Raw genomic sequence first — 22981 nt, 5'->3', positions numbered from 1 at the left:
AAAGCGAGCTGCTGCGCAGCAGGCAGTGGGCCCCCTCGCCCCGCCAGGGCGAAGCGAAGCTTCGGTCGGGCGGGGAGAGGGTTGGGGTGAGGGGCAGCCGCCCGGCAACACGCGGATGGAGGGGTAGAGGTCCAGCCGCGAGCACTGCCCGTGCCGCTGCCCCTCACCCCAGCCCTCTCCCCGTGAAGAACGGGGAGAGGGGGCGCACCGTCTGCCGCGCAATAGCTTGGGTGACAATCAGACCTACTGCGCCAGCGCTTTGTACTTGGCGAGCGAGGCCTTCAGCTCGGTCATGGCGGCGTCGGCGTCGATGCCGGTCTTCTTGACGCCGTCGGCCCAGGTCTTGAACAGCGGCTCGGAGGCCTTCTTCCAGGCAGCGGTCTGCTCCGGCGTCAGCTTGTAGACCTCCTGGCCGGACTCGGCCTTGATCTTGTCCACGCCGGCGTCCTCGAACTTGCCCCAGGGCTCGCCGACGCGGCCGGCCGCTTCCGTGTTGCAGTTGTCGTCGATCGCCTTCTTCTGCATCGCCGACATCTGGTTGTACTTGTCCTTGTTCATGACGAAGACGAAGGTCGTCACGTAGAACGGCGCGTCCATGTGATATTTGGTGACCTTGTCGACGCCGAACAGCACCAGCGATCCTGCCGGGAAGGTGACGCCGTCGGCGACGCCGCGCTCGATGATGTCGCGCACTTCAGGCGCGGACGACTGCACGTTGGTGCCGCCGAGCAGAGTGACGAAATTGGCGATCGTCGCATCCGCCGGGCGGATCTTCATGCCCTTGACGTCCTCGGGCAAGACGACCTTCTTGGTCCTCGTATGGAAGGCGGAGGGAGTATGGACGAAGGCGAGGCAATATTTGACGTCCTTCATCTCCTTCTCGGCGTACTTGCGATACCAGGCATCGAGACCTTCCGAGCCGCCCTTGGCGTCGGAGATCAGGAACGGCAGCTCGCCGGCGCCGATGATCGGGAAACGGCCGGGCTGATAGCCGGGGTTCACATAGGTCACGTCGGCGATGCCGTCACGCGCCATGTCGTAATGGTCGAATGCCTTGCCGAGCTGCTGGGCCGGGAACACCTTGCCCTTGATCGTGCCGCCGGAAGCCTTCTCGACCGACGCGGCCCAGTCCTCCAGCGCCTTTTGCAGCGGATGGCTCGCCGGCACCCAGTGGGAAATCTTCAATTCGAACGTCTTGTCCTGCGCAAGAGCGGGAGTCACACCGGCAGCCAGCGCCAACGCCAGAAGCGTCTTCCTCATCGAATCGTCTCCTTCCATCGGTTGAGCCTTCGAGGGCCCTTTGCTTCATTGTTATAGCATATAAGCATCATTGCAAGCGTGACGGCAGGCTTGCCACCGCTGCACGCGCCAAGCGGAGCCTGTCGCTGCGGCCGGCGTCAGTATGGCAGACGAAAGTTGCAGGTGCACGATTTTTCCTTAACACGTTAAGGATTTACACTGCACCCAAAATTGTGCGATGTCATCGACACACCATGAGATTGCTCCATGCGCCTGACCGCCAAGCTCCGACTGCGACATCATGCGCGCGGTCCGTCTCCGCGTCGGCGCGCAACGTTTCAAACATCGGCGCAAAAGTCGTTTGAAACTTTGTAGGCGGTGCAAAACGCGCGCAGACATCGTTGACTGTAGACATCACCAGCAATGATCGAGACGCGCATGAGCAGCATTCCCGCCGGATTCGAACCGCATTTCCGCAAGAGCCCGTTCACCGATCCATGGGAGCCGCTCTATGCCAGGAAGACCGACAAGGCCGTCATCCTCGGGCTGCGCCTCGCCAAACCGCATACCAATTCGCGCGGGCTGATCCATGGCGGCCTGATCGCGTCGCTCGCCGACAATGCGATGGGCTACAGCTGCGCCCAGGCGCTGGGCTGGGAGGTGTCCCTGGTCACGATCAATCTCGCGGTGGATTATATCGGCAGCGCCGGGATCGGGCAGTGGCTCAGCGTCGAGAGCGACGTCATCAAGAGCGGGCGGACGGTCTCGTTCGCCCATTGCCTCGTGCGCGCCGACGACGTCGTGATCGCGCGGGCCAATGCCACCTTCCACGTCACGCCGAAGCGGCATGACGCCCCTGCGTGACGTGATCACCCGAAGCGCCAGTTGCAGCTTTCCGTCACCAGATCGATGAAGGCGCGGACCTTGGCCGACAGCAGCCGCGAGCTCGGAAATACGATGTGGATCGGCAGCGGCGGCTGCTCGTATTTCGCAAGCACGCGCTTGAGGCGACCGCCATGCAGCGCCTCCTCGGCCTGATAGGCGAGCACCCGCGTCACGCCGCCGCCTGTCTCTGCGTATTGGATCGCGGCGTCGGCATTGTTGGTGACGAGCCGCGGACTGATCGGGATGCGCAGCTCGCGATCGTCCTTGACGAAACGCCAGTCCGGCCACGGGCCGAACTGGATGGTCTGGTGCCTGGCCAGCGCCTCCGGGGCCCGCGGCTCGCCATGCGCCTTGAAGTAGGCGGGCGCGCCCACCACGATCCGCCGCATGCTGCCGACCTGGCGGGCGACGAGCGAGGAATCGCCGAGATGGCCGATGCGTACGGCGCAATCGATGCCGTCCTCGACCAGGTTGATGATGCGGTCCTCCAGACGCAACTCCGCGGAGACGTCGGCATAACGGCTCAGATAGGCCGACATGACCGGGCCGACATGCAGGCGGCCGAAGCCGACGGGAGCGGAGACGACCAGCCGCCCGGCCGGTTGCAGCCGCTCGCTCTCGGCCGCCAGCTCCGCTTCCGCGAGGTCGGCGAGGATGCGACTGGCGCGCGCGAGGTAGCGCCGCCCGGAATCGGTGAGCGTCACCGAGCGCGTCGTCCGTTGCAGCAGGCGGACGCCGAGATGCGTTTCGAGCGCCGCGACCAGGCGGGTCACGGCCGAGGGCGACAGCTTCAGCCGGCGCGCCGCCGGCGCGAAGCCGTTGAGCTCGGCGACGGTGACGAACGCCTGCATGGCATCGATGCGGTCCATGGGATTATTGCAACATCCGCAACGATCCAGTGTCAAGCCGCCTGATTATTTCTTGCGGGATTCCGGACCATATTCCGGTGCAGCGGCAGCCGCTGCCGCATCGACAGGGAGTCATTGCCATGACCCAGACAGCCATCCAACCGCCCATCGATGTCGTGTTCTCGCCGGCAGTGAAGGCGGTCCAAGCGCGCAAGGGGTCGCGCGAGAGCTATGCCCGGATGGAGAGCCGCGGCTGGCGCCGCGAGGTCGACGCCGATCTCGCCGGCCGCCTCGCCGAGGCCACGAGCTTCTATCTCGCCACCGCCTCGGCCGACGGCCAGCCCTACATCCAGCATCGCGGCGGACCGAAGGGCTTTCTCAAGGTGCTCGACAGCCGCACGCTGGCGTTCGCCGACTACAGCGGCAACCGGCAGTACATCACGCAGGGCAATCTGTCGGAGAATGCGCGGGCGTACATCTTCGTGATGGACTACGCGCACCGGCGGAGGGTGAAGATCTGGGGCACGGCGCGCGTGGTCGAGGATGATGCCGCGCTGACGGCGTCCTTGATGCCCGGCAATTATCGGGCGCGGCCGGAGCAGGTCATCCTGTTCACGATCGAGGCGTGGGACACCAACTGCCCGCAGCACATTCCACAGAAGTTCGACGCGGCTGACGTCGCGGAAGCACTGGCCGTTCGGGACGCGAGGATTGCAGAGCTCGAGGCCGAGGTGGCGCGGTTGAAGGGCGAGGGTGCAGCCGCGGTCTGAGTCCTGCGCCTGACAGGCCGCGAATTTGCTTCCGTCGTTCCGGGTTCAAGGCCCAAAGGCCTCGCCCCGGAACGACGGCGATGGTCACAGAGTGGCTCAGGCGGCTTCCGCCGCCCGGCTCCAGTCGAACTCCGGAAAATACTGCGTCATCATGCGATCGGCATAGGCCACCAGATTGCCGAAGCCCTCGGTGCGCCGGCGCAGCTCGGAGTCGAAGAACGGCGTCAGGATGCCCGCGATGACCGCGAACGCCGTGGCGTCGGTGCCGCAGGGACGATCGCCCATCAGATAGGGCTGATCGCCGAGCTGCACCGACAAGGCGCGCAACGAGCGTGCGGCAAGATCGATGTCCTCGTCGGGCGCATGACGGCCCAGCCCGGAAATCAGGTAGTTCTCGGCGACGCGAAACTGCGCGTCCTCGCGCAGCTTGTCACGTCTGTCGGCGGGCGCGCCGTCGAAGAAATGCGCCGGGCCCTTGGCGAAGTTGACAGGATCGACCCAGCGCGCGCCGACGAGTGCAAAATACAGATGATGCTCGATCATGCGCTCGAACGCCCAGGCCTGCGCCCGCGCGCGCACGTCGAGCCCGGCATCGAAGTCGAAGCCGTAGCGCCGCTCGATATGGGCGCGGATGAAGGTGGAGTCGGCGACCAGCGCGCCGCCATCGTCGATGAAGGGCAGCTGCCCCTTGGGCGACGCCGGCGGCATCGCCCGTTGTTTCCGATAGGCCAGCCCCGCCATCTTCAGCTGCACCTCCGTCTTGGTGACGAAGGGGCTGATCTCCGGCAGGCCGAAGCCCGCGCCTAAACCAAACAGCGCAATCATGACAGCACTCCCGACTTCCTGAGCAGTCGGCGGAGGCTACGCACATGCTGCTGCCACCATGGTGTCAGCAGCGGCAGTAGCGAGCTGGCAAGGCCCAGGCCATAAAGCATCATCATCGACATCACCCCTTCAATCTCGTTGTTGGCCCGGTATAAGGACAGGCTGCTGCCAGCATCCTGTCAGCAGCGGCGGGGTGATCGCTTCCGCAGGACCCACCATGAGACGCGCCGACCGGCTGTTCCAGATCATCCAGGTGCTGAGACGCACGCGCCGCCCGCTGACGGCGGATGCGATCGCGGCCGAGCTGGAGACGTCGAAGCGCACGATCTATCGCGACATCGCCACTTTGATCGGCCAGCGCGTGCCGATCCGCGGCGAGGCCGGCATGGGCTACATCCTGGAGAAGGGTTTTGATCTGCCGCCCCTGATGCTGACGCCGGACGAGATCGAGGCTGCCGTGCTCGGCGCGCAATGGGTGGCGGCCAATGCCGATCCGGTGCTGGCGCGCGCGGCGGAGGATCTGATGGCCAAGATCGCCGACACCGTGCCGGAGCGGCTGCGGCCATTCGTGCTGGAGCCGGCGAGCCGCGCGCCGCGGCCGTGGAGCCGCGAGCCCGACCGCATCGACATGTCACGCACGCGCTCGCAGATTCATGAGGGCCGCAAGATCCGCTTACGCTATCGCGACGAGCAGGGCCGCGACAGCGAGCGCGTGATCTGGCCGATCGCGATCGGCTATCATGACGCGGTGCGGATCCTCGCCGCCTGGTGCGAGCTGCGCCGCGACTTCCGCAGCTTCAGGACGGATCGCGTGGTCGAAGCGGCCTATCTGGACGACAAATATCCCGAACGGCGCGAGGCGCTGCGCGCGAAATGGCGGCGCAGCCTGGTGTGGGAGGTTCCGAAGGATGTCTGAGCCGATGTCTGATCAGCTTGACGCCAGCCCTTGTCAAGGCTGTGGCGCCTGCTGCGCCTATTCGTCGAACTGGCCGCGCTTCACGATCGAGGAGGATGACGCGCTCGACCTGATCCCGCCCGAGCTCGTCAACGACAGGCTGTCGGGCATGCGCTGCGAGAACGACCGCTGCTGCGCGCTCGACGGCGAGATCGCACGCGCCGTGTCCTGCAGGATCTACGCAATTCGTCCGGAGGTGTGCCGCATTTGCATGCCGGGCGATGCCGAATGCGCGATGGCGCGGCGCAAGTTCGGCCTGCCTGCGCTGCCGTGAGGGAAAGGTCCGCTCACGCGGTGACAGGCGCGAGATCGTCGTCGAGGTCGTCGTCGAGCGGCGCCACCGCGGATAGCGGCTTGGTCGACAGCGAGATTGGCTTCTTGCTCGACAGCGGGCTCGCCCGCCCGCCGCTGCTGCCGCGGGACTGCGCGTAGAGCACGGTGCCGACGCGGCCGCCGAACTGCAGCAGATCCTGCTCGGTGCAGGTGGAGGCGATCGCCAGCGCCAATGAATGCAAATGGGTCCGCCGGTAGCAGAACAGCGCGAGCATGGCGCGGACATCGGCCGACACGCTCTCGACCAGTGCAGGCAGTCCGTTTGCATCGGCGCGATAGAGCGCACCGAGAAGTTCCTCGCCGACCGGGCAGGCATCGCTGTCGAAGGCACTACGGCTTGGAAGCATCTGTTGAATCCTCTTCAAGCGAGGATGCAGGGCGAATCGCTAATGCGGGGTTAACCATGTTCGACGGCGGGCATAGCGACCTGCGCAGCCGCGGCTCAGCCGTTGGCCGCCATGAAGATCGACAGCCCGAAGCCGGTGAGGTGATGCAGCGCCTGGTCGACGCCGATCAGTGTCCAGAACCAGGGATGCTCGAGGGTCATGCCGAAACGCGACGAGCAGATGCCCTTGATGCGGTCGATCGTGATGTGGATCGCGAAGTCGATCACCGCGACGAACCAGAACTTCGGCGCGACGATCAGGATCAGCACCATCGCCACGGCGAGATGGATCAGGCAGTGCACCAGCAACGGCAGCGCCCAGCCCTTCCGCTGATCCTTGCCATAAGCCATCCAGGCATTCTGCAGCACGAAGTCGCCAATGATGTGCTTGAAGGTGAGCAGCAGCATCCAGCCGACCAGCGCACCTACCGGAACCTGCGACGACAAAGCGGGGAAAGACAAAGCTGACGCTCTCGCTACGACCAATCCTTTGACGCACCGGGAACTGGAGGCGTTCAGCGCAATCTGATGAGAATACCCGGCCAATTCGACGCGTATGCGACGCTTATGACATCTCTGGTGGCGAATTGCACGCGAAAGGGAACCTGAAAGCGCACCCTGCTACCCTTCCCACATCTTCGACGAGAGGTAAGGTTACCTTCACCGGCGTTGGCCCTGCGCCTCCTGCGCCGTGCGGCGGCATTCATTCGGCGGCGTTGCTCTTCGGTTCCAGCGTCAGCGCCCGTGCACGGATCTGGGCGATGGTCCGCTTCAGGGCGCCCTGCCCCGGCTCCGCCAGCGCGACGGCGCGGGCCTCGGCGATGGCGGCGGCGAGATCTTGGATCGGCAGCACGCCATCGAAGGTCGGCTTGGCCAGGCCGTCGATGATGGCATGCCAATCCGCGAGCCCCTGCCGGTAGGCGTCGCCCTGTCCCTGGATCATCGTCGCCGTCGCGATCACCGCGGGAGCCGCCGCGGGCTGCTTGTCGAGCGCCCGGGCGATCATGTGCAGCCAGCGCTCGACCCAGGCCCGCTCCTCGCCATAGCGCACCGACTGCAGCCGCCAACGCCGCAGCCCGGCGATCAGCTTGAGCCGGCGAACCGCAAGCCGCGATCGGACCGAGAAGCGGACCTTGATGCGGCGGCGACCGAGCCAGCCGATCTGCTCGAAGCCGGTCAGCATCGAATCGGCGATGGCCTGCGGCAAGGCTCCGAGCAGTTCGTCGAGCCGAAACCGCCTGACATCGTCGGTGTCCCGCCCGCCCGGCCTGCGCCCCCGCTCCAGGCTCATCAATCTCAGTTGCGCGATCCGGATCGGATCCTCATAGGCCATGCGCGCCGCCAGCAACTGCGCGATCTCACACAGCGTGCCGACATCGAGGTTCGATCGACGAACGAACCGCTTGATGCGATCGACATAGAGCTGCGCGTAGCTGGCGCCCTGGTACTCCATCAGCAGATGAATCCCGTCGCTCACCGCCAGGGCAGCGGCCTCAGGCAGGCCATCGGGCAAAAAAGGCGGCTCGCCATCGTGGTCGCCGATGAAGTCGGCGAACAGATATCGCAGCGAGGACCGGACGCTTTCCACTGTGGTTCAGCCTCCCTGGATCACGCCGATTTCGACACGGGCGCAGCGGCTGCGGTCTGTTGCGCCAGCCGCCGCTCGAGCGTCTCGATGTTCTGGAACAGCCGGGCGCTGGCGAGGCGCAGGAAATAGAAGGCGAAAGCGGGGTTCTGGACGTAGAGCTGCTCGACCTGGTCGTAGGACACCGACAGGATCAGCCCGCCCTCCACGCATTCCAGCGTCTGCGTGCGCGTATTGGACGGCGAGATCATGCCGAACTCCCCGACGATGGCGCCGACCGGCAGCTCGATACCCGATTCGACCAGACGGAACCGGCCGCTGACGATGTAGTACATGCTGTCGGCCTTCTCGTCCTTGTAGAACAGGACCTCGCCGGGACCGCATTTGCGCTCGGTCATGAACGGCTTCAGCCACTCCATGGACAGGTCGCTGTTGACCGACTGCTTCACGTCGCGGACCAGCTGCAGCATCTGATGCAGGCGGTAGCTGTTGAGCGGCAGCAGCACGCCGTGCAGGATAAGAACCGGGTAGTTGTGCGTCGGCACCGCGGTCGCGATCAGGACGATGTTGGTAAGGATGGCGAACACCCGCAGCGGAATCATCGTCCGCATCGAGAGCGTGGCGACCACGAAGATCGATGCGAAGAGGCTGCCGGCGGCGCCTGCATGTTCGACCAGGTGTGAGGTATCCATCGGGATCAACCAGACCAGTGGGGCTTCAAGGGTGAGCGGACGCCGAGGTCCGACCTCCAGACGGCTAATTTAGCGTGTCCATGCCGACTTCCGATATACGGCGAACAGACGACGATTGAACCGGTATTTGAGTCGGGACGGCAAAATTCCCCGCCCGCAGCCGGCCGGTCAGGCCATCCGTCGACGTCGCGCAACTCCGGCCGGCGTCGTCGACGGACCTTCCCTGCTCAAGGCACCTTGCCGCGGCCGGAACACGAGAGCGACAGGCGCCTGCGTCCGACGACCCAAGCGTTGCGCCACCCTGCCGGCGTTGTCGCCGCGAGGTCGACGAAACATCGCCTGAGCAGTCAAGGAGGCGAAAGCGCGCGGCCCACCCGCCCGAATGCGGTCGATGATGGATGCGGCCCATCCGCTGCGCCGCGCTGGATCGTGACCCTGTTCTGGGGATGCCTTACCGTTTGGTCGTCGAACGGGCTGCCCGGGTTCAGCAGCGGGCACGAACGGACACCGCCGCGGCCTTCCAATGCCTTCCCGCCTTGCCGGGCCCGCGCCACCGGGGTGCACCGTTGTCCGCAAGGGCTTGCCCCCGCGGTTGCATGTGTTTCATTGCTTTGGAGAGGTCGAGCGTCCCGGCGAGGACAGGTTCGGCGAGTTGGCGCTGTGCGGTGCTGCGCTCGGCCGCTGCCGGCACCACCACGCTGTCCGAGCTGCTGGTCCTCGACCTCGCCGCGTGCTGATGGCACGTCACCCCGACCTGGCGCAGAGCATCCATGCCCGGCGCCGCGCTTTGGAGACCAAGACATGACCGATGGACCGACCGCCGCGGCCGAAGATGCGCCCAGCACGCCAGTTCTGACCATCGAGGGCGCGCGCGCCACGATCCGGCTCAACCGGCCCCGTCATCTCAACCGTCTTCAGCCGGAAGATCTCGGCGCCCTGATCGCGCTGTTCGATCGCATCGAGGCCGACGCCAGCCTGCGCGTGCTGATATTGACCGGGACGGGACGCGCCTTCAGCGCCGGCTATGATCTCGGGTCCATCGGCGGCGGGCCCGAGACGAGTCCCGCCGGCGGCTCTGGCCCGTCCTTCGAAGAGGTCGCCGACCGGCTCGAGGATCTCGCTCTGCCGACGATCTGCCGGATCAATGGCGGCGTCTATGGCGGCTCGACCGACCTCGCATTGGCCTGCGATTTCAGGATCGGGGTCGACACCGCGGACATGTTCATGCCCGCGGCGCGACTCGGGCTCCACTACTACCCGAACGGCATCAGGCGCTACGTCTCCCGGCTCGGCATCGATCACGCCAAACGCCTTTTCCTCACGGCGGAGAGGATCGGCGCGGCCGACATGCTACGCATCGGCTATCTGACCAGCATGGTGGCGGCCGAGGCGCTCGATGTGGAGGTCGAGCGACTGGCCGAGCAGCTGGCCGGCAACGCCCCAGCCGCCATGCGCGGCATGAAGCGCGCGATCAATGAGTTTGCCCGCGGCGCCCTCGATGATGCGGCAGCACGCCGCAGACATCAGGACAGCCTCAGCGGGACGGAGATCCGCGAAGGAATGAGATCGTTTGCAGAGAAGCGGGCGCCGAGATTTTGAGCGCAATGCGCGCATCGGCCCGCTGAATATTGCATGCATCCTGCTGTATCCAACCGGTGTGCCGCCACACGCTCAACGAACTATCGACTTAAAGCTCCAATTTGCGGTTGACAGCCTTTTGTCCGCAGCTAGCTTGGCTTTGGGCGGAGACTTTCACATGCAAGTGATAGACGCGTATTGGGGACGGCGGGCTCTGGACTACGTCGATGCGATCGAAGCGTCGAAGACCAGCGCGAGCGTGCTCTCCCAATTCGAGAAGATGATCGGCGATCTGGGCTTCCATGCCTACATCATGGCCGGAGTACCGGCGCCGGGCCAATCCCTGCAGCAGACCATCCTGGCCAATGGGTGGCCGCGGGAATGGTTCGACATGTATGCGCGGGAGCAGTTTCACCGCTTCGATCCGATTCCGCGGCACTGCGTCTCGACATTGAATCCATTCGCCTGGTCGGAGGCGCCCTACGACCGCCAGGACGAGCCGGGTGCGCACGAGGTGATGACGCGCGCAAAGGACTTCCGATTGAACGAAGGTTTCTGCGTGCCCATCCATTACGACGATGCGGTCGGCGCCGTCAGCATCGCCGGAGAGCATCCCAACCTCGCACCCGATGCCAGAGGCGCACTGCACCTGATCAGCATCTTCACGCATTCGAGACTGCGAGCACTGGTGCGCGCGACCACGAGCAATCAGGGCCGGCGCCTGTCGCGGATCGAGGCCGAGGTGCTGAGCTGGGCGGCGCGCGGCAAGACCGCTTGGGAGACTGCGCGCATCCTCGGCGTCTCCGAGCGCAACGTTCGTTGGCATCTCGAGGAGGCGCAGCGCAAGCTGGCGACCAAGAACAAGACGGCGACCGTTGCGACCGCTCTTGTCAACGGCGAGATCTCGATCTGATCTGGCGTTTTTTCCACTGGATCAATTCGAGCGCATCAGCAATCTGCAAACCCCAAGTTGCTTCAGACGACCGGGGGTTTCGATGCCTGAGATTCATGTCGTTCGAAAAGATAATCGCTCGCTCTACGAGAAATATTTCGATCCATATTACCGGCTGCGCCACGATATTTACGTCAAGCAGCGCAAGTGGATGGACCTCGATCGTCCGGACGGACGCGAGATCGATCAGTTCGATACCGAAGATGCCGTCTATCTGTTCTGCATCGACAACGGCCAGCTGATCGGTGCGATGCGCGCCGTGCCGACGGTGCTGCCGACGCTGATGAGCGACATCTTTCCCTATCTCAATCTGCGCGGGCCGGTTCAACGGCCGGACGTCTACGAGCTGTCACGCATCTTCGTGATCCCCGAGCGGCGCGGCGAGCATGCGGGGCCGCGGGTCGACCTGCTGCTGCTCACCGCGATCATGGAATACGGCATCTCGATCGGGCTCACCGGCTTCTCGATCGTGCTCGAAACATGGTGGCTGCCGCGCTTCGAAAAATGCGGCTGGAAGGCTAAGCCGCTGGGCGTCCCGCACATGATGGATGGGATGGCGGTGATGGCGGTCCTGGTCGATTGCGACGAGACGACATGGAAGTCACTGTGCACGCAGATCGGCCTGAAGCGGCCGACGCTGACCTGGCAGGGGCTCGAAGAGGTCAGCCGCCAGGCCCTGCCGGATATCTTTCTTCATCTTCCACCAGCCGTTCAGCCAGCGCAATGAGCTGCTCCCGGTTCCGCGTCAGCCTCAGCCTGTGGAACGCCTTCAAGAGGCGGTGACCAAGGAGCGTCGCCTCATCCACCTCGAGGGCGTAAAGGTTGGACGGCGTGTTCATGGAATCCATCGCTGATACTTCAGGTTTTGAGCCGTGACTGAACCTTCAATCGAGAAGATCATCGAGCGTCTGCAATTCTGCATCGTAGACGCTCGGGCAATGCAACTCAAAATGTTAGAGAGGATTTTGTCAATATCATTGCTTGAAGCCCATGAGCTCAAGGAAAAATGCGCGCCCAAGCCGAACGACAGCAACCACTAGCAACACGAGGCGCGACTTCCATCATGCCGTTACGCCTCCGGCCCGCGGTGTAAATCCAGGAGCACGGCCAAGGTCTTGATTTGTAGATATGATTTGTAGAGGGCTTTTCCTTTCATACGCGGCGCGGCGGCGCCACATTGATCCGCCTTCACGTTGCCGCAAGCCTGCCCCGCCCACGGCCATGGTCTGATTTTGTCGCAACATCGTGCAACAAATTTGCGGATCGACAGCGCCTTTTCCGCCCGGCGGAGCGAGGTCGCGGGGCGACGGAGTTCTACAATACGGAACTGGAGCTGTCCGCGGTCGCTCTCCGCGAATTGGCTTTCGACGACAACACCTAATCGTCCACGAAGCGGACGGTGTCCGCGAGCGCGGCACGGCTGGTGCGATAGGAGTTGGCGTCATGGGCGAGGTCGGGATAGCCGAACGAAATGCCGCAGACGATCTTGCGGTCGTCGCCCAGGCCGAAATGGTGCCGCACCACGTCGGAATGAAAAGCCAGCGCTGCCTGCGGCACCGTGGCGACGCCGAGCGCCTGGGCTGCCAGCATGAAGCTCGTGACATAGCCGCCGCAATCGATCGCGCCGTAGGTGCCGAGAGCCTCGTCGCTGTGGATGATCGCGACATGCGGCGCGCCGAAGAAGTTGTAGTTCTCCAGCGCCTGCCGCGCATAGCCGGCCTTGTCGCCGCGTGCGATGCCGAGGGCGTTGTAGAGCTGGAAGCCGCTCTCGCGCCGCCGCTCCAGATAGACGCCCTTGTATTCGCGCGGAAACGGGAAGTCGCCTGAGGAAGGCTTGCCGCTCGAGGCGGCCGCATACATCAGTTTCCGAAAGGCCTCGGTCGCGGCGCCGGATGTGATCTCCACCCGCCAGGGCTGGCTGTTGCACCAGGATGCCGTCTTCTGCGAAGCCGTCAGGATGCGCTCGATCGTCGCGCGGGGCACGGGATCCGCGCGGAAGCTGCGGCAGGAGAAGCGCGCGGCCATCAGGGATTCGAGGACGGTGATAGGGTCTCTCTCTACGACTGCAGCGCTTGCTTCCATTTGACTGGCTCTCGTCTCGACCGATCTCGCTCTTCACGGCGCGGAGGCGCGCAGCGGACGCTGCTGCGCAGCTCCTTGGAATGAGGGTTTAAGTCCGCCCCTTGGTCGGCACCTTGTTGAACGGCACGTCCTTGTCGACCCGGATGTCGCCGGGCAGGCCGAGCACGCGCTCGGCGATGATGTTGCGCAGGATCTCGTCGGTCCCGCCGGCGATGCGCATCGAGGGCGAGGTCAGCAGCATCTGCTGAAACTGGCCCTGCGTCTCCGCCTCGTCCGCGCCGGTGAGCACACCGGCGGCGCCTTCGAGGTCCATCGCATAGGTCGCGATGTCCTGCAGCATGACGCCGGCGACGAGTTTGCCGATCGAATTCTCCGGTCCGGGACGGTCGCCCTTGGACAGCGCCGAGATCGCGCGGTAGCTCGTGTACTTCAGCCCGCTGGCCTTCACCGCCCAGGAGGCCAGCTTCGAACGCGTGGCACGGTCATCGATCGCAAGACCATTCTCCGTCATCAGGTTGGCGCAGAACTCGAACATCTCCGGGAAGCCGGTGGCGAGCCGCGCGCCGATCGACATGCGCTCGTTCATCAAGGTCGTCAGCGACACGTTCCAGCCGTCGCCGACCGCGCCGAGCCGCTGGGAGTCTGGGATCACGACATCGGTGAAATAGACCTCGTTGAACTCCTGCATGCCGTTGGCCTGCTTGATCGGGCGGACCTCGACACCCGGGCTCTTCATGTCCAGGAAGAACATCGTGAGACCCTTGTGCTTCGGCACATTGGGATCCGTGCGCGTGATCAAAAGGCCGTAGTCCGAGTAGTGCGCGCCGGAGGTCCAGATCTTCTGGCCGTTGATGACCCAGTCGTCGCCGCGCTTCTCGGCGCGGGTGCGCAGGCCCGCGACATCCGAGCCGCCGGCGGGCTCGGAGAACAGCTGGCACCAGATCTCCTCGCCGGAGGCGAGCTTCGGCAGATAGCGCCGCTTGTGCTCCTCGCTGCCATAGGCCATCACGGTGGGCCCGCACATGCCTTCGCCGATCTGGAACGGCTGCGTCAGCTTGCCGTAGACGCCCTCCTCCTGCTGCCAGATCACACGCTCGATCGGCGTCGCGCCGCGGCCGCCATACTCCTTCGGCCAGTGCAAACAGGCCCAGCCGGCATCGGACTTCTTCTTCTGCCAGGCCTTGCCGACCTCGACGATGTCGGCGTGCTTCAGCCGGATGCGCCCGAGGGAGGAGCTCGCAAGCTCATCCTCCAGCTCCTTCGGCGCGTTGGCCGCGACCCAGGCGCGCGCGGTCTCGCGAAAGGCGGCTTCCTGCGGGGTGTCGTCGAAGTTCATGGTCGCTCTCTTTCCCGTTCGTCATTCCGGGGCGCGCGCAGCGCGAACCCGGAATCTCGACATGATCAGCTCCAGATTCCGGGTTCGCCGCGTTTCGCGGCGCCCCGGAATGACAGCAACTACGCCCGTCCCTTGGTCGGGACCTGGTTGAACGGCAGGTCCTTGTCGACCCGGATGTCGCCGGGCAGGCCGAGCACGCGCTCGGCGATGATGTTGCGCATGATCTCGTCGGTGCCGCCTTCGACGCGGGTGCCGGGGGCACGCAGCAGCATCGCCTGGAACCGCCCGGCGAACTCCGCCTCGGGCCCGCTGAGCACGCCGGCTGCGCCCTGCAGGTCGAGCGCGTAGCTCGCGACGTCCTGCACCATCGAACCCGCGACCAGCTTGCCGATCGAGTTCTCCGGTCCGGGACGCTCGCCCTTCGACAGCGCCGAGATGGCGCGCATGCTGGTGTATTTCAGCCCGCTCGCCTTCACCGCCCAGTTCGCCAGCTTGGAGCGGACGTTGCGGTCCTCGATCGCCGGACCATCGTCCAGCATCAGGCTGGAGCAGAAATCGAACAGCTCGGGGAAGCCGGTGGCAACACCCGCGCCGATCGACATGCGCTCGTTCATCAGCGTCGTGAGCGCGACGTTCCAGCCGTCATTGACGGTACCGAGCCGCTGCGAATCCGGGATCACGACATCGGTGAAATAGACCTCGTTGAAATCCGAGTGACCGCTGGCCTGCTTGATCGGACGGACCTCGACGCCGGGGCTCTTCATGTCCAGGAAGAACATGGTGAGGCCCTTGTGCTTCGGCACGGTGGGATCCGTTCGCGTCAGCAGGATGCCGTAGTCGGAGTAGTGCGCGCCCGAGGTCCAGATCTTCTGGCCGTTGATTACCCACTCGTCGCCGCGCTTCTCGGCGCGGGTGCGCAGGCCGGCGACATCCGAACCGCCGGCGGGCTCGGAGAACAGCTGGCACCACACCTTCTCGCCCGAGGCGAGCGGCGGCAGGTATTGCCGCTTATGCTCCTCGGAGGCGTAGGCCATCACCGTCGGCCCGCACATGCCGTGGCCGATGATGAACATCGCCGAGAGCTTGCCGAACGGCCCCTCCTCCTGCTGCCAGATCACGCGCTCGATCGGCGAGGCGCCGCGGCCGCCATATTCCTTCGGCCAGTGCAGGCAGGCCCAGCCGGCGTCGGCCTTCTTCTTCTGCCAGGCTTTTGCGACCTCGAGAATGTTGGCGTTCTTCAGCGCGGTGCGACCGAGCGAGGACGCGCGCAGTTCGTCCTCGTATTGCTTGGGCGCGTTGGCTGATATCCACGCACGCGCCTCGGCGCGAAACGCAGCCTCTTGCGGGGTGTCATCGAAGTTCATGGTCTAAACCCTGCTGTTGTAGCAATTGACCCGTCAGTTTCCACATCGTCATTGCGAGCGAAGCGAAGCAATCCAGTGCCAAACGAAGATTCTGGATTGCTTCGTCGCCTTCGGCTCCTCGCAATGACGACGGCACATTCAAGCTTAGCTCACGCCGCGTTGCGCTTGCGCATGCGGTCGATCAGCTGGTCCTCCCAGTACGACAGGCTGCCGAGGCCGAGCGCGAGTGCGTTGGCGCGGCGGTAATACATGTGGCAGTCGAACTCCCAGGTAAAACCCATGCCGCCATGGACCTGGATGTTGTTCTTGCCGCAGTGCTGATAGGCCTGCGTCGCGCTGATGCGCGCCGAAGCCGCAGCCTCCGGCAATTCCGGCGCGTTGGTCGAGAGCGCCCAGGCGCCGTAATAGGCGTTGGAACGCGCCAGCGTCGCCGAGACGTACATGTCGGCCAGCATGTGCTTGACCGCCTGGAACGAACCGATCGGCCGGCCGAAGGCGATGCGGTCGAGCGCGTAGTCACGACCCATCTCCAGGGCGCGATCGGAGCCGCCGACCTGCTCGAATGCGGTCAGCACCGCGGCGCGGTCGAGCACCTGGCTGATGATGCTCCAGCCCTCGCCGGCGGCGCCGAGCGGCTCGGCCTTGCAATTCGCAAAGGTGAGCTCGGCCTGGCCGCGGGTCGGATCGAGATTGGTCAGCGCCTTGGCCTCGACGCCGCCGGCCTTGGCGTCGACCAGGAACAGCGAGATGTCGCTGTCGCGTCCGGTCGATGCGGTGCGCGCGGCGACGATGATGAGATCGGCGATCGCGCCGTCGGCGACCGGCTTCTTGGTGCCGTTGAGCACGCCATTGCTAGCTTCGAGCTTGATCGCCTTCGGCGACGGATTGCCGGTGCCCTCGAACAGCGCGAGCGTGCCGATCGTCTCGCCGCTCGCGATCTTCGGCAGCCAGACCTGCTTCTGCGCATCGCTGCCGGCCAGCATCAGCGCTTCCGCGGCGAGATACACCGTCGAGGAGAACGGCACCGGCGCCAGCGCACGGCCGACTTCTTCTGCGATCACGCAGAGTTCGAGGTGGCCTGCGCCCGCCCCGCCATATTCCTCGGGGATGGCGACGCCGAGAAAGCCCATGTCGGCAAAGCCCTTCCACAGCGCGCGGTCATAGGTCTCCTTGCCGTCGAGCACGACGCGCACGGCTTTCGGCGGGCACTTCTCGGCGAGGAATTTCCGCGCCTGGTCCCGCAGCTGTTTCTGATCGTCGGAGAAATCGAAGTTCATGGATGTCACTCGCCTTTGAAATCAGGTCAAATTCGCCGTCATTCCGGGGCGCGCGGAGCGCGAGCCCGGAATCCATACGCCCGATCGGGGTTATGGATTCCGGGCCTGCGTGCTTCGCACGCATCCCGGAATGACGAGTGGGAAGAGACGGGTCTCATCACAGCACGATCACGTCGCTGTCGGGCGTCGCGGCATAGAGCCGCTCGACCAGCGCGGCGCGGCGCTCCAGGCCGGCGCGCTGGTTGATGTAGCCCTTGTCGGTCAGCTCGTGGCCGTCGATCGACGGCGGCTCGACCATCAGCATGGCGCGGCCGATGCGCCGGCTGGTCGCGCCTTCGCACTCTTTATTATGAGCCGCGATGCCACGGCGGACGCAATCGATAACGGCCGGATGCTTCACCACATCCTCGAACGTCGCTTCGGGATTGCCGACCAGCTGGCGGCAGGCGTGCAGATTGGGCCAGGCGAGCAGGCCGATGTATTCGCGGTCCTGCCCCGCCACGAGCGCATCGTGGATCGCCGGCGTCGCCGCTGCGATCGCATCGGTGCGCAGCGAACCGACATGGACGAAGGTGCCGGTGGTCAGCTTGAAATCCTCGACCACGCGTCCGGCGAAGATGATGCCCTGCACGGGATCATTGGGATCGACGAACACGCCGGCGTCGCCGATGCAGTAGAAGCCTTCGTCGTCGAACGCCTTCCTGGTCAGCTCGGGCTGGCCGAAATAGCCGGGCATCACGTTGACGCCGCGCAGCCGCAGCTCGTATTTGTCGCCGGTCGGGACCATCTTCAGCTCGACGCCGGGGAACGGCAGGCCGATCAGGCCGACGCGCTCGGTGTTCCAATAGGTGCCGGTCGAGGTCGGCGCGGTCTCGGTCGAGCCCCAGCCGGTGTAGAACACGATGCGCTCGCCGGTGGTCTTCACCGCCAGCGCCTGCATGCGCTCGTAGAGATCGTCCGGCAGCCGCGCGCCGCCATAGGCCATGATGCCCAGATCCTTGAAGAAGGAGCGACACAGCGCATCGTCCTTCTCCATCGCCGCCGCCAGCGCGGCATAGCCGGCGGGGACGTTGGCGTAGTAGGTCGGCGACACCTCGCGCAGGTTGCGGAGGCTCTCCTCGAACATCCCGGGCATCGGCCGACCGTCGTCGATATACAGCGTGCCGCCATCGATCAGCAGCGGATTGAACGCCGCATTGCCGCCCATCGTGTGATTCCACGGCATCCAATCCAGGACCGTGGAGACCGGCGCATCCGGCGCACGCGGCCGCGTCTGCATCATCATCGCCGCATTGGCGCACATCATCCGCTGGGTGTTGATGACCGCCTTGGGCATGCCGGTGGAGCCGGACGTGAACAGCAGCTTGCCCACGGTGTCGGGCGTGATCTGCGCGATGGAGGCATCAACGTCGCTGGTGATGGGCGTAGCAGCGAGATCGGCGAAGCTGACGCTCGGAACGCCCTCGCAGGGACGCGCGACGTGAACGACGGTGACGCCGTCGAGATCGAGCGCTTTGAGCGCCTTCTCGAACGTCGGCCCATCCTGCACCATCACGACGCCGGGCTTCACCAGGCCGAACAGATATTTCAGCTTGAGATGATCGTGGCTCATCAGCGAATAGGCCGGCGACACCGGCGCCGCCGGGGAGCGCGCCTGCATCGCGGCGAACGTCATCAGCGCATGCTCGATGGAATTGCCGGAGAGGATCGCGACCGGACGGCCGTCGAGCTTCAGATTGAGCAGGCCTTGCGTCAGTCCGTCGACGGTGCGCTTGGCCTCCGCATAGGACAGCTTGCGCCACTGCCGCTCCGGGCCGGTGCGCTGCGCGAGCCAGGTTCGCGTCGGCGCCTCCTTGGCCCAGCGGGCGAGCGGCGCGGCGAGATGCGGCTCATAGGCCTGCAGCGGAATGCGCGACTTGATGACGATCACGCCGTCATCACGCCGGTCGACGTCGATGTCGCGCGCCAGCCAATTGACCTTGCGGAATGCCGGCTTCTCCAACATCTTCGCTGCCGTCCCGTCCATTTTGCGTCTCCCGAAATATCGTCCTTTGCGGATCTTGATATCTAGCGGTTGGTATAGACCGGCTTGCGCTTCTGGAGAAAGGCTTCAATGCCTTCCTTGAAATCTTCCGAGCGGCTGCACAGCACCTGGTTGCGATCTTCCATCGCGATGACGGCCTCGATCGACGAGGCATCGACGCTCATGTTGAGGCATTCCTTCGACAGGCGGAGCCCGACCGGCGAGGCGGTCATCATGGCCTCGATGATCGGCGCAGCCGCGTCATCGAGCTGATCTTCTTCGACGATCTCCGACACCAGCCCGACCATCAGCGCGCGTTCGGCGCCGATGAAGCGGCCGGTGAGAATCAGTTCGGAGGCGACGGAGACGCCGACGAGGCGCGGCAAAAAGTAGCTGGTGCCGATGTCGCAGCCGCCCAGACCGAGCTTGATGAAGGCGCAGTTCATGCGGGCCGAGCGCGTGGCAATGCGAATGTCGGCGGCGAGCGCCAGCGCGAAGCCGCCGCCGGCGGCCGCGCCTTGCACCAGCGCGATGATCGGCTGCGGACAGCGCCGCATCAGCATCACGATGTCGGCGATGCGGCGCTGCGAGTCCAGAGATTCGGTCACGCTCGGTGGCTCGTTGACGCCGCCGCGGCGCTGCATCGCGGCCTTGAGATCGAGGCCGGCGCAGAAGTTCTTGCCGGCGCCCTTGAGCACGACGACGCGCGTGGTGCGATTGCGCTGCAGGCTTTCGAAATAGACGTTGAGCGCGTCGATCAGCGTCGGGTCGAGCGCGTTCAGGCTCTCGGGCCGATTGAGCGTCACCCGGTCGACACCATTGTCATGCTCGATCAGCAGCGGTTGGGACATGGCGCGCTCTCTCCTCGCCGTCATCCCGGCGAACGCCGGGATCCATAGCCACCGGCTTGTTTGGTCAGAGCGCGGCGTCTGCCAGAGTGCTTCTCACAGGCGCCGCGGAGTATGGGTCCCGGCTCAAGGCCGGGACGACAGCGGAATGTGCGTTAGCGCGGGGCCATGCGGATGGCGCCGTCGAGGCGGATGGTTTCGCCGTTCAGCATCGGGTTCTCGACGATGTGGACGGCGAGGTTGCCGTATTCCGAGGCGTCGCCGAGACGGGCCGGATGCGGCACCTGGGCGCCGAGGCTCTTGCGCGCCTCTTCGTTCAGACCCATCAGCAGCGGCGTCAGGAACAGGCCGGGCGCGATGGTGTTGACGCGGATCTTCTGGCTGGCGAGATCGCGCGCGGCCGGCAGGGTCAGGCCGACGACGCCGCCCTTCGACGCCGAATAGGCGATCTGGCCGATCTGGCCTTCATAGGCCGCAACGCTGGCGGTGTTGATGGCGACGCCGCGCTCCTCGCCGATGGGCTCGGCGGCGACCAGGCGCTCGGCGAACAGGCGCAGCACGTTGAAGGTGCCGATCAGGTTGACGTTGATGATGCGCGCGAACTTCGCCAGCGGATAGACGCCGTCCTTGCCGACGATGCGCTGCGAGCCGCCGATGCCGGCGCAGTTCACCAGCACGCGGGCGACACCATGCGCGGCCTCGGCCTTGGCGATGCCGGCCTTGACCTGGTCCTCATTGGTGACGTCGGCATGCAGGGCGACGCCGTTGAGCTCGGCCGCGACCTTCTCGGCATTCTCCAGGCTCTGATCGAGCACCGCGATCTTGGCGCCCTTGGCCGCCATGGCGCGCGCCGTGGCGGCGCCGAGACCCGAGCCACCGCCGGTGATGAGAACGGCAACGTTGTTCAACTGCATGGTTAAGTTTCCTCCGTGGATGTTTCTTGTTGGCGGCAAGGAGCAAGCGGCGAACACCTACTCGCCGTTCGCCCTCTTCAATATTCCGCCGCAGATCAGCGCCTCCATGTGGGCGATGTACTGGCGGCAGACATCATCGGTGACCGGGCCGACGCCGATCGCGCGCGACATCGCGTGGCGGCCGAAGAACAGGTGATCGCAGGCGCCGATCAGGCTGGTGTAGAACAGCACCGGATCGACGGCGCGAAACTCGCCCTTGGCGATGCCCTCCTCGATCAACCGGCGATGGAATTCCAACAGCGGCGCGACGAAGAACTTCGACACCTCGTCGGCAGCCTCGGCGCTGCTCTCGTGCAGGAGATAGTGGATCAGCCGGTTCATATAGGGAAACCGGTGATAGGCGCGGATGATGCCGCTGATGTGCAGCTTCAGCTTCGCGATCGGCGAGATCGGCTGCGCCAGCAGGAATTCGAGATTGGCGACCTCGGTCGCCGCGTCGCGCGCGAGCAGCGCCAGCAGCAGGCCGTCCTTGTTGCCGAAATGGTATTTCACCAGCGCGGCGTTCGAGCCGGACTTCTGGGCGATGTCGCTGAGCGAAATCTCGATCGAGGACCGCTGGATCATCAGCTCGCTTGCGGCATCCAGCAGCTTTTCCGCGGTGGCATTCCGCCCCACGGCAAGCTTCTCCGGCGCGCTGTTCTGCAACTGAGGTCCCAAAGCGTTTCCTATCGGTTATTGCGGCCAGATAAGCCGAAGCTGAAGTCGATCTCAAGAGTTAATTGATCGATTGACTAAAGCTCAATCGCGCATTTAAATCCCTCCCAATCAACGAACCAAGTCTAGGGAGGGAACCTCATGGCGGAAGCCTACATCGTGGCGGCTGCGCGCACGGCCGGCGGTCGCAAGGGCGGGCGTCTGTCCGGCTGGCATCCGGCCGATCTGGCGGCAAAGGTGCTGGACGCGCTGGTCGAGCGCTCCGGCGCCGCGCCGGATCAGGTCGAGGACGTGATCATGGGCTGCGTCATGCAGACCGGCGAGCAGTCCACCAACATCGCGCGCAACGCGGTGCTGGCCTCGAAACTGCCGGAGAGCGTGCCGGGCACCTCGATCGACCGCCAATGCGGCTCGTCGCAGCAGGCGCTGCATTTCGCCGCCCAGGCCGTGATGTCGGGCACAATGGACGTGGTGATCGCCGCCGGCGTGGAGTCGATGACCCGCGTGCCGATGGGCCTGTCCTCGACCTTGCCGGCCAAGAACGGCTTCGGGCATTACAAGAGCCCAAGCATGGAGAGCCGCTATCCGAACATCCAGTTCAGCCAATTCACCGGCGCGGAGATGATGGCGGAGAAGTACGGGCTCTCCAAGGATGATCTCGACGAATACGCCTACAACAGCCATCAGCGCGCGATCGCGGCGACGCAAGGAGGGCACTTCAAGGATGAGATCATCCCGCTTCAGATCACCCGCGCGGACGGCTCCACTGACACCCACCATATCGACGAGGGCATCCGTTTCGACGTCAGCCTCGACGGCATCAAGGGCGTCAAGCTGATCGCCGAGAACGGCAAGCTGACGGCGGCGTCCGCCAGCCAGATCTGCGACGGCGCCTCCGGCGTGATGGTCGTCAATGAGCGCGGCCTGAAGTCGCTCGGCGTCAAGCCGCTGGCGCGCGTGCATCACATGACCATGATGGGCGGCGATCCCGTCATCATGCTGGAAGCGCCGCTGCCGGCGACCCAGCGCGCGCTGCAGAAGGCGGGGATGTCGATCGACGACATCGACCTCTACGAGGTCAACGAGGCCTTCGCCTCGGTGCCGACCGCGTGGCTGAAGACCACCGGTGCAGACCCTAGCCGCCTCAATGTCAATGGCGGTGCCATCGCGCTCGGCCATCCGCTCGGCGGCTCCGGCACCAAGCTGATGACCACGCTGCTGCATGCACTGAAGCAGCGCAACAAGCGGTACGGCCTGCAGACCATGTGCGAAGGCGGCGGCATGGCCAATGTCACGATCGTCGAGAGACTCTAGATCTCACCGCACCACCGGTGTCGTCCCGGCCTTGAGCCGGGACCCATAGCCACCGAATCCAA

General features: G+C 65.0%; 23 protein-coding genes. 8 read left to right on the top strand and 15 right to left on the bottom strand.

The window, feature by feature from the left end; genetic code table 11:
• Positions 1–243: 243 nt before the first annotated feature.
• Positions 244–1260 (bottom strand): TRAP transporter substrate-binding protein, encoded by a 1017-nt coding sequence (locus HL666_RS21470; protein WP_172111518.1) that lies wholly within the window; start codon positions 1258–1260, stop codon positions 244–246.
• A 417-nt stretch (positions 1261–1677) separates the two neighbouring features.
• Between HL666_RS21470 and HL666_RS21465 the strand changes: the two genes are divergently transcribed.
• The gene (locus tag HL666_RS21465; RefSeq protein ID WP_172131248.1) at positions 1678–2103 is read left to right on the top strand and encodes a PaaI family thioesterase; all 426 of its coding nucleotides are present in this window, start codon (positions 1678–1680) and stop codon (positions 2101–2103) included.
• Between the two features lie 5 nt (positions 2104–2108).
• Here HL666_RS21465 and HL666_RS21460 read toward each other — a convergent pair whose 3' ends face one another.
• Positions 2109–2993, bottom strand: a complete 885-nt coding sequence (locus HL666_RS21460) for a LysR family transcriptional regulator (protein WP_172111520.1) — start codon at positions 2991–2993, stop codon at positions 2109–2111.
• A 119-nt stretch (positions 2994–3112) separates the two neighbouring features.
• Here HL666_RS21460 and HL666_RS21455 point away from each other — a divergent pair, with 119 nt between their 5' ends.
• On the top strand, positions 3113–3742 hold the full coding sequence (locus tag HL666_RS21455) for a pyridoxamine 5'-phosphate oxidase family protein (RefSeq protein ID WP_172183453.1): 630 nt from the start codon (positions 3113–3115) through the stop codon (positions 3740–3742).
• 96 nt (positions 3743–3838) lie between these two features.
• Here HL666_RS21455 and HL666_RS21450 read toward each other — a convergent pair whose 3' ends face one another.
• On the bottom strand, positions 3839–4567 hold the full coding sequence (locus HL666_RS21450) for a glutathione S-transferase family protein (protein WP_172111522.1): 729 nt from the start codon (positions 4565–4567) through the stop codon (positions 3839–3841).
• Positions 4568–4784: 217 nt separating this feature from the next.
• On the opposite strand from HL666_RS21450, the gene HL666_RS21445 reads away from it, so the two are divergent.
• Both HL666_RS21445 and HL666_RS21440 read left to right on the top strand, forming a co-directional pair.
• On the top strand, positions 4785–5483 hold the full coding sequence (locus HL666_RS21445; RefSeq protein ID WP_172111523.1) for a helix-turn-helix transcriptional regulator: 699 nt from the start codon (positions 4785–4787) through the stop codon (positions 5481–5483).
• A 4-nt stretch (positions 5484–5487) separates the two neighbouring features.
• Positions 5488–5796, top strand: coding sequence for a YkgJ family cysteine cluster protein (locus tag HL666_RS21440; protein ID WP_376698608.1), 309 nt, complete (start codon positions 5488–5490; stop codon positions 5794–5796).
• Between the two features lie 13 nt (positions 5797–5809).
• On the opposite strand, the gene HL666_RS21435 is transcribed toward HL666_RS21440, so the two are convergent.
• The 4 genes from HL666_RS21435 to HL666_RS21420 all read right to left on the bottom strand — a co-directional run bounded on the left by HL666_RS21435 (position 5810) and on the right by HL666_RS21420 (position 8517).
• Positions 5810–6202, bottom strand: a complete 393-nt coding sequence (locus tag HL666_RS21435) for a hypothetical protein (RefSeq protein WP_172111525.1) — start codon at positions 6200–6202, stop codon at positions 5810–5812.
• Positions 6203–6297: 95 nt separating this feature from the next.
• The gene (locus tag HL666_RS21430) at positions 6298–6648 is read right to left on the bottom strand and encodes a DUF3307 domain-containing protein (protein ID WP_172111753.1); all 351 of its coding nucleotides are present in this window, start codon (positions 6646–6648) and stop codon (positions 6298–6300) included.
• A gap of 295 nt (positions 6649–6943) precedes the next feature.
• On the bottom strand, positions 6944–7828 hold the full coding sequence (locus HL666_RS21425) for a DUF6537 domain-containing protein (RefSeq protein ID WP_172111526.1): 885 nt from the start codon (positions 7826–7828) through the stop codon (positions 6944–6946).
• Positions 7829–7848: 20 nt separating this feature from the next.
• The gene (locus HL666_RS21420) at positions 7849–8517 is read right to left on the bottom strand and encodes a Crp/Fnr family transcriptional regulator (protein ID WP_172111527.1); all 669 of its coding nucleotides are present in this window, start codon (positions 8515–8517) and stop codon (positions 7849–7851) included.
• Positions 8518–9318: 801 nt separating this feature from the next.
• Between HL666_RS21420 and HL666_RS21415 the strand changes: the two genes are divergently transcribed.
• From HL666_RS21415 to HL666_RS21405, 3 genes are all read left to right on the top strand, one after another.
• Positions 9319–10116, top strand: a complete 798-nt coding sequence (locus HL666_RS21415) for an enoyl-CoA hydratase/isomerase family protein (RefSeq protein ID WP_172111528.1) — start codon at positions 9319–9321, stop codon at positions 10114–10116.
• 157 nt (positions 10117–10273) lie between these two features.
• Positions 10274–11008 carry a LuxR family transcriptional regulator gene (locus tag HL666_RS21410; RefSeq protein WP_172111754.1) on the top strand — a complete coding sequence of 245 codons (735 nt, stop codon included), beginning with the start codon at positions 10274–10276 and terminating at the stop codon, positions 11006–11008.
• Between the two features lie 82 nt (positions 11009–11090).
• Entirely contained in the window at positions 11091–11774 is a 684-nt protein-coding gene (locus tag HL666_RS21405; protein ID WP_172111529.1) for an acyl-homoserine-lactone synthase, read from the top strand.
• A 650-nt stretch (positions 11775–12424) separates the two neighbouring features.
• Here the strand turns inward: HL666_RS21405 and HL666_RS21400 are convergent.
• The 8 genes from HL666_RS21400 to HL666_RS21365 all read right to left on the bottom strand — a co-directional run bounded on the left by HL666_RS21400 (position 12425) and on the right by HL666_RS21365 (position 21608).
• Positions 12425–13072, bottom strand: coding sequence for a nitroreductase (locus HL666_RS21400; protein ID WP_172131251.1), 648 nt, complete (start codon positions 13070–13072; stop codon positions 12425–12427).
• 145 nt (positions 13073–13217) lie between these two features.
• Complete coding sequence (locus HL666_RS21395) at positions 13218–14465, bottom strand: acyl-CoA dehydrogenase (RefSeq protein WP_172183451.1); 1248 nt, start codon at positions 14463–14465, stop codon at positions 13218–13220.
• A gap of 119 nt (positions 14466–14584) precedes the next feature.
• Positions 14585–15829, bottom strand: coding sequence for an acyl-CoA dehydrogenase (locus tag HL666_RS21390; RefSeq protein WP_172183449.1), 1245 nt, complete (start codon positions 15827–15829; stop codon positions 14585–14587).
• 149 nt (positions 15830–15978) lie between these two features.
• Positions 15979–17106 (bottom strand): acyl-CoA dehydrogenase family protein, encoded by a 1128-nt coding sequence (locus HL666_RS21385; protein WP_172183447.1) that lies wholly within the window; start codon positions 17104–17106, stop codon positions 15979–15981.
• 157 nt (positions 17107–17263) lie between these two features.
• Positions 17264–19132 carry an AMP-binding protein gene (locus tag HL666_RS21380; RefSeq protein WP_172183445.1) on the bottom strand — a complete coding sequence of 623 codons (1869 nt, stop codon included), beginning with the start codon at positions 19130–19132 and terminating at the stop codon, positions 17264–17266.
• Positions 19133–19173: 41 nt separating this feature from the next.
• Positions 19174–19980, bottom strand: coding sequence for an enoyl-CoA hydratase/isomerase family protein (locus tag HL666_RS21375; protein ID WP_172183443.1), 807 nt, complete (start codon positions 19978–19980; stop codon positions 19174–19176).
• A 152-nt stretch (positions 19981–20132) separates the two neighbouring features.
• Positions 20133–20891 (bottom strand): SDR family NAD(P)-dependent oxidoreductase, encoded by a 759-nt coding sequence (locus HL666_RS21370; protein WP_172183441.1) that lies wholly within the window; start codon positions 20889–20891, stop codon positions 20133–20135.
• 57 nt (positions 20892–20948) lie between these two features.
• A complete protein-coding gene (locus tag HL666_RS21365; protein WP_172111537.1) occupies positions 20949–21608 on the bottom strand; it encodes a TetR family transcriptional regulator in 660 nt (219 codons plus the stop codon).
• Between the two features lie 138 nt (positions 21609–21746).
• Here HL666_RS21365 and HL666_RS21360 point away from each other — a divergent pair, with 138 nt between their 5' ends.
• Positions 21747–22919 carry an acetyl-CoA C-acetyltransferase gene (locus tag HL666_RS21360; RefSeq protein WP_172183439.1) on the top strand — a complete coding sequence of 391 codons (1173 nt, stop codon included), beginning with the start codon at positions 21747–21749 and terminating at the stop codon, positions 22917–22919.
• Positions 22920–22981: the final 62 nt, after the last annotated feature.

It is taken from the genome of Bradyrhizobium aeschynomenes, assembly GCF_013178945.1.
In the GTDB taxonomy this organism is placed as follows: Bacteria; Pseudomonadota; Alphaproteobacteria; order Rhizobiales; family Xanthobacteraceae; genus Bradyrhizobium; species Bradyrhizobium aeschynomenes.
The sequence above is the reverse complement of the archived record's forward strand: the minus strand, read 5'-3'. Positions and strand labels throughout refer to the sequence as shown.